Here is a 6,362-nt window from a genome sequence, read left to right as displayed (position 1 = left end):
GCAACACAACGTTTTAATTCATTCCAATCAAGAAAGGAGCCACAATCTGTGGGCTTAGCAAAAGGAATACTTCCTTCGATACCTACAATGGAGGAAGCGACACAACGTTTTAATTCATTCCAACAGCAAGAAAAAGAGAAGGATAATAACAGGGGAGATTTCATTAATAAAATCCTTAATAATTGTCACTATAGACACTCTACTTTTAATTTGAAGTGATTAACAAATACATAAATATTAGCAAAACAAGCCTATAAATCATAAGGTACAAACTAAAGGGAAACACCTTTTGTCATAGTAAGGTGCTTCCCTTAGATTTAATTTATGATTTAGCATAATAACAGGGCTTACATTGCTTTCTCCAACGATTTTCTGCATTTAGCCACCTTTTTCTATGACAAGAAGGGCACTCGATACGTACTTTATCTAATTCCCACTTTAAAGTATTTCCATTAAAATTATATTTTTCACTTTCATTTGAAGGATCGGGGATTTGATTTTTCCCAACTTCCACTATACAATTTTGACAGTAAAGTTTATTATGTAGTTTTTTTAATGTAACAAAAGAAATACCTTTGAGATCACCTTCTATTGCATTACAAGCACTACAAATAAGGCCATTTAATTTATTTTTATATAGCTCTAAACTACTTTTACAAGCTTCTTCATCATAATCATCATAGTATCGAACTCTTGGTATGACTGTTGAACAATGGTAACAACTTAAATCTTTTGTTCCTCCTGGATGAGTAAATTCATAATCTCCCAGTCCTTTTCTACCCATCTTATATTCAGAGCTCCCCACCACTCTAAGTATATTTTCAAAACCGCAATGAGTACATACTATAGGAAATCGTTTTGTTCTACAGTCTAAACAATCACAAGGTCTACCCCAGTCACAATTTGGCATAAAATATCAACTTCTTTCCTAATCAAATTTCTAGTATTTACATTATTAAAATATACACTCATTTGGTAAAATGTTCTATTATTAATACATAGGTGGAATTACAATGAAAAATAATAAAAAACAAACATCATATTATATAAGAGAATATACATTGCGGGATAAAAGTACAAAATCCATTAAAGTAGAACCCTGGCGCTCGTTTAAAGAAGAAATGAAAGTGCTTGGTATTACAGATAATGACATTTTTCAAATTCAATTGATTGAAAAGCGTATGTGAAATAACCATAGAAATAGAGTCCTTTATTATTAGGACTCTATTTCTATGGTTTCATTACAAACTTTTGCAATATATTTAACAAAATCAGTTGCTCTATATTCAGTTCTTTTCGCTTTATTCTTTATAGTTTTATTCCTCACTACTTGCCACCTGTGCTATTCCAGAATGTATTTCATCTAGACTTATAGCTTCGTTGTCTTCAAGGTTGCTGTTTAGTATTGGGGATTCATTTTGATAATCACCTAGCATCATCTCAAAATGAGCACCATGACCTTCCTGAATAAATATCTTTTTGAAAACATCAAAATACCTATGTACTATATCTTCATTATTTTCTACATACAAGTCTTCACTAATATAATGTGATCCATCATTTATCCAAGAGATTAAAGAACGACATATCAGCTTTTCTTCAAGTTCAAATTTATTTTCTAATTCATCAATGTTAATATTACCGAAAAACTTAAAATAGTTTTCTAGTATTCTGCGCATAACATTTTGAATGGAGATTAAACTTCGATTTTCTTTGTTTTTTAACTCTTGCCAAAGTAATTCATACGATGTTTTAATTGGGTTTTTTTCGTATTTCTGAATGTAAGATATATTATTATTTTTTCTTACAATCCAAAAGCCCCCTTCCCCGAAGCTCTTTTTACCTTGATTGAACGTAATCTCTTTATGAAAATATATATTGTGAGTCAAAATAAATATTTGTTTAATATCAGATGCACCTTCTTTAATATCAAGCATTATCTGTCTAACCAAGCTACTTACCATAAATAAAACATTGCTATCCAAGCTGGAAATAGGGTCATCAATAACAACCACTTTGTCCATCACAATATCATCTTTACGATTACTTCCATTTAAAAGTTGGTAAAAATATAAGAAAGTGATAAAAGTCCTTTCTCCTTCACTCAAAGTATCTTTAACGTCTTCCCCGTTTTCACGAACGATTGTGTAAAAACCTTTTTCAGTGGAGGCCGCTAGTTTGAAGTTTGAAAATCCAAAAGAGATAAGAATTTTATTTATCTCACTTACAGAATACTCCACACTTGTGACCTGTTCTTGATGCTGTAACAACTCTTGCTCAAGATTCCGTTTATACCGTTCTTTTTTTTCTTTAGCCTGTTTCAATCCTAACAAAGCTCTTTCTACACGATCTGTTTTCTGATTAAATTGTGCGGTGTTCGTTTTATTTTGTTCAATAATATAACGCCACATATCATTTGCTAAATTTTGCTTCTCGGATTTTATGTTTTCAATCGCATTATTATATTCATCAATTTTTTTATTTGCATTTGAGATTTCCTGATTTAATTCTGCTACAAAATCTGATAGCTTATTAATCTCTATACTCCTACTTGGTTCTTTCCTTTTTTGTTCAATCAAAAGTGTATTTTCTTCATATTTTGCTTTTATTAGGTTCAATGTTTGGTTTATTTTCTCTTTATTTAGGAATATTTCTTCACCATTAATAGCTAACTCATCAATTCGACTTATTATCTCTTGCATACTACGTATATACTTATCTGAAATATCCTCCAAATTTTTCATTTGTTGCATATAAGTTTGGTCAAAATAACTATTCAACTTTTCCTCAAATTCATTTGGAAGATCTCGTTGACAAAACGGACATACTCCATCTGTTTTATTAATTAGGGGGTATCCTTGTTGAACCCAATCACTAATATTTAGCCTAGTAATTAAACCTGCAATATCAACATCTTCTTTACCCAAAATTTTCAGTTCAAAAATTTCATTACCTTCTAGTTCATTTTCAAAGTTTAAATTACTATAATGTATTACCTTCTCTACTGGACGATCAAATAGAGATTCCTTATTTGATCTTATGTCATCAATTGACTTTAGTTCTCTATGTGTATTTGTAGATTCCTCTAAGCATTTAATCATAAACTTTTTTCGAGATCCACGATAACCTTCAATTAAATCTTTAAATTCACCTTCTATGTCATTTTTTATCTTCCAACACTGCTCTATAAATTCATTCTCTAATGCAGTTTTTTCTTCATTTTTTATATTATAATTTTCATCTGATTTTTTAATTTCAATCTCGTGTGCCTTTATTCTATCCTTTAAATCTTTAATTTTAGACTGTAGTTCCACTGATTCCTTGCCAAGTGTAAATATTCCCTTGATTGGATTATCTAAACCAAAATTTTCGTTTACAAAGTTACGGTTATAAACATATGTAGTTATCTTTTTATCTTCCCATTCCAATGTACAATCGGGAAAATTTTTTTCTATTCGAATAAACTCTGAGATTGTTGTTTTACCCGCACCATTATTACCATAAATGAAATTTATCTTTTTCAAATCATCCAAATAAGTACCCGATTGATTATAAGTAGCGGCGTTTTTTAAGGTGATTTTTTTAATCAATGTATTCTCTCCCTTGTCTATTCACAATTAATATCAGATCACTATTTTCTAATTTTTACCTTCATTAATTATACCACTCCCCTTCCAAATTAAAATGTATACCCCCTTCTTTATTGCCTAAGTTTTGTAATAAGGGGTCACTGTATCAAAAAAACAAAAAGAACTTGTAGGAATCACTACAAGTTCTTTTTTCTATGACACTATATCTTCACCCATTGACTGATAAAACCCAATATAGTTGTCGTTCCCAAAAGTAATGATATGATTTTCTCGAAATCGCATCTAATTTCCATTATCTGTATTTTTAACAGATGAGCTTATGTCCATTTTATTCTCAAAGTTCCCCCCTTTACTTATTTAACATCAATAATATCAATGAATTTAAGAATATTTTTGTTATAAAAAGCATCCGTACATATTACAGTACTATTTAACGGATCAATATCAGTTACAGTCATATAACTAGTAAGTAGATGGCCGTCTTCAAAATATGTAATTAATATTTCTTCTTCAGAAAGCAATGAACATAATAATAGGTTCTCTATAAGTTCTTTTTCATCCTGGGTTAATATCGGTCGTTCTACTTTCATCTTTTCTTTAACAATTTCATGGATACCAGCAAACTGCTCCGGAATCGCGGCAAATCCTTGCCATTTGACCATTCCTCTTCCTTTTGGCATATTAGTGTTATTCACAATTTATGTCCTCCTAACAATGTATTTCTGTATCTTGTTGTAGCACTATTTGTATACGAAATTCCTCTTAGTATGCTGTTTTTACCAAACTTAGTGCGTATTTCATCCATTACCTTCGTTAATTTCATTTCTTTTTCTCGTTGTATTACATTGTCAAAAAGAGAGATTTGTTCTTCACCTTCATTAATTAAGTTAGTTAAAGAAACATTGATGGATCTAATTGGCTCCCCAGTATATAACTCATGTAAAAAATATGTACAACTATGATAAATATCCATTGTTAAATTGGTTGGTCGGTTCATAGTGTGAGTTTTTTTGAAACCACCAGCGTAATTTTTACTGTATCCAATAGAAAAATGGAGTGTTTGAGCCAGTTTATTTTGCCTTCTCAATCGATAGCAAACTTCCTCTATATGTTCCAGAAGGATAATCGAAAACTCTTCTATAGTGTAATCACGCATGAGTATTTGGCTTTTACCAATAGAAGTTGTAGCAGGAACGTATTTTTCTGAAATACGGCTGAAATCAATACCGTTGCTATGTAAGTGTAATTCTTCACCAATAACCCCGAAGCTTTGTTTTAAGTATTTGAGTGGGTATTGCGCCAGGTCTCCGATTGAATGTATTCCTTTTCGGTTTAACTTTGCTTCTGTTTTACCTGATATCCCCCAAAACTTACTGAGTGGTCGTATTGGCCATAATTTTATAGGCACATCTTCGTACTTCCAATATGCAATACAATCTTTCGTTTTCTTCGCTTCCACATCTAAAGCTACTTTGCTCATCAAAGGATTAGGACCAATACCAATCGTACATTCAATACGTGTATGCTCATAAATCTCACGCTTGAACTTCAATGCAAATTCGTATGGATCATTAGCAAACAAATGAATACTATCCGTAATATCCATGAAAAATTCATCGATACTGTATTGGTGGAAATCCTCAATAGGAACGTATTGTAGAGCCAATTTAGTGATGTAATTTGAGCATTTGATGTAAGTTCCCATAATCGGATTTACGACAAGAATGTCTTTACGACGCGGGATTTCATACAATCTTGCCATTTTCTTTACTCCTAACGCTTTTAATGGTGGAGTTGCAGCCAAAACAATTGAGCCATTCCTTTTAACATCACCGACTACAGCTAACTTGGTTTGAAGTGGGTCTAATCCCATCTTGATGCAACTGACCGAAGCGTAAAAGCTACGAAGGTCTACACATAAAACAATTCGATTCGGCAATATTGAATAGTCATACACTGTCATCCCTCCAAAAAGAACATTAGTTCTTATTTTAAACGAACTTACGTTCTTTTATAAGACTTTTTCAATAAAATTTTTAATCATTTCAAATAAAAAAGCCTTGCTAATTGCAAGACTCCTCCCCTTAATTCATCCAATTGTATATCGTTTGTTCTCTGAAACACATAAACTTGTTGTATTAATTTTTATTCTACATTTTCCTAATCGCCGCTTTACTTCTGACTGTAATTTCTCATTTGCTTCTTCTAAAGAACTTGCTGGAATAATTGCAGATTGTGAGCCTGTTACCTTTCCACTATACATCACTGAAAAGTTCAATTCATATTGATGTATCAAGATTTCTCCACTCCTTTTCCCCTTGAATTTCCTCACAGATCATTCTTATTTGTCGCTTGCTCCTGTAATTTTTGAAGATGGGTACGCATTTGCGGTATATACCAGCTTTTTCTTAATCGGACGATCGCAATTCCTACAATTAAAATCAAAAAGGCTTGTAGGAAAATATCTTGTGTTTCCCATAACGTGCACAAATACAGAAGGCTTCCCGAACAAAAATAATACATGGCCAATAATAGGTTTATATTTGCGATTATCATTTGTTTCTTTACAATAGCGGCTATTCCTGCCAAAACAAGTGTACAAACTCCTATACTTAGCAAAATATATGCAATAACCTTAAAAAAAAGCATCCCCACACCCCTTTTCCTCTAAAAACTCATTTAAACCACTTAAAAGGCCCAATAAAGAGTACAATCTTATTCAATACCAAATGTATTAACAGTTTCTTCAAAATCAATTACAAGCAAATTTGA

At 31.7% G+C, this 6,362-nt stretch carries 8 protein-coding genes; 2 read left to right on the top strand and 6 right to left on the bottom strand.

Translation table 11 applies throughout. From position 1 onward, the window contains the following. The coding region (locus tag ACTFSL_RS27680; protein WP_440042766.1) for a hypothetical protein at positions 1-219 on the top strand (219 nt) is incomplete at its 5' end. A 103-nt stretch (positions 220-322) separates the two neighbouring features. Here the strand turns inward: ACTFSL_RS27680 and ACTFSL_RS27675 are convergent. Beyond that, complete coding sequence (locus tag ACTFSL_RS27675) at positions 323-784, bottom strand: hypothetical protein (protein ID WP_440042765.1); 462 nt, start codon at positions 782-784, stop codon at positions 323-325. 229 nt (positions 785-1,013) lie between these two features. Between ACTFSL_RS27675 and ACTFSL_RS27670 the strand changes: the two genes are divergently transcribed. Further along, positions 1,014-1,187 (top strand): hypothetical protein, encoded by a 174-nt coding sequence (locus ACTFSL_RS27670; protein WP_440042764.1) that lies wholly within the window; start codon positions 1,014-1,016, stop codon positions 1,185-1,187. A gap of 129 nt (positions 1,188-1,316) precedes the next feature. On the opposite strand, the gene ACTFSL_RS27665 is transcribed toward ACTFSL_RS27670, so the two are convergent. The 5 genes from ACTFSL_RS27665 to ACTFSL_RS27645 form a co-directional block, all read right to left on the bottom strand. Continuing rightward, positions 1,317-3,590, bottom strand: a complete 2,274-nt coding sequence (locus tag ACTFSL_RS27665) for an AAA family ATPase (protein WP_440042763.1) — start codon at positions 3,588-3,590, stop codon at positions 1,317-1,319. A 353-nt stretch (positions 3,591-3,943) separates the two neighbouring features. Continuing rightward, the gene (locus ACTFSL_RS27660) at positions 3,944-4,285 is read right to left on the bottom strand and encodes a YolD-like family protein (RefSeq protein WP_440042761.1); all 342 of its coding nucleotides are present in this window, start codon (positions 4,283-4,285) and stop codon (positions 3,944-3,946) included. Next, entirely contained in the window at positions 4,282-5,547 is a 1,266-nt protein-coding gene (locus tag ACTFSL_RS27655; protein ID WP_440042760.1) for a Y-family DNA polymerase, read from the bottom strand. The genes ACTFSL_RS27660 and ACTFSL_RS27655 overlap by 4 nt, the downstream gene beginning before the upstream one ends. Positions 5,548-5,679: 132 nt before the next feature. After that, positions 5,680-5,886, bottom strand: a complete 207-nt coding sequence (locus tag ACTFSL_RS27650; RefSeq protein ID WP_440042758.1) for a hypothetical protein — start codon at positions 5,884-5,886, stop codon at positions 5,680-5,682. A 32-nt stretch (positions 5,887-5,918) separates the two neighbouring features. Next, complete coding sequence (locus ACTFSL_RS27645; RefSeq protein WP_440042756.1) at positions 5,919-6,239, bottom strand: hypothetical protein; 321 nt, start codon at positions 6,237-6,239, stop codon at positions 5,919-5,921. Positions 6,240-6,362: the final 123 nt, after the last annotated feature.

The sequence above is a fragment of the Bacillus cereus group sp. MYBK108-1 genome (assembly GCF_051917185.1).
Taxonomy (GTDB): Bacteria; Bacillota; Bacilli; order Bacillales; family Bacillaceae_G; genus Bacillus_A; species Bacillus_A cereus.
The sequence above is the reverse complement of the archived record's forward strand: the minus strand, read 5'-3'. Positions and strand labels throughout refer to the sequence as shown.

What these genes read in the sequence shown, in the direction of transcription:
- ACTFSL_RS27670 (WP_440042764.1), top strand. Translation starts at nt 1,014, where the DNA reads ATGAAAAATAATAAAAAACAAACATCATATTATATAAGAGAATATACA.
- ACTFSL_RS27645 (WP_440042756.1), bottom strand. Translation starts at nt 6,239, where the DNA reads ATGCTTTTTTTTAAGGTTATTGCATATATTTTGCTAAGTATAGGAGTT.
- ACTFSL_RS27675 (WP_440042765.1), bottom strand. Translation starts at nt 784, where the DNA reads ATGGGTAGAAAAGGACTGGGAGATTATGAATTTACTCATCCAGGAGGA.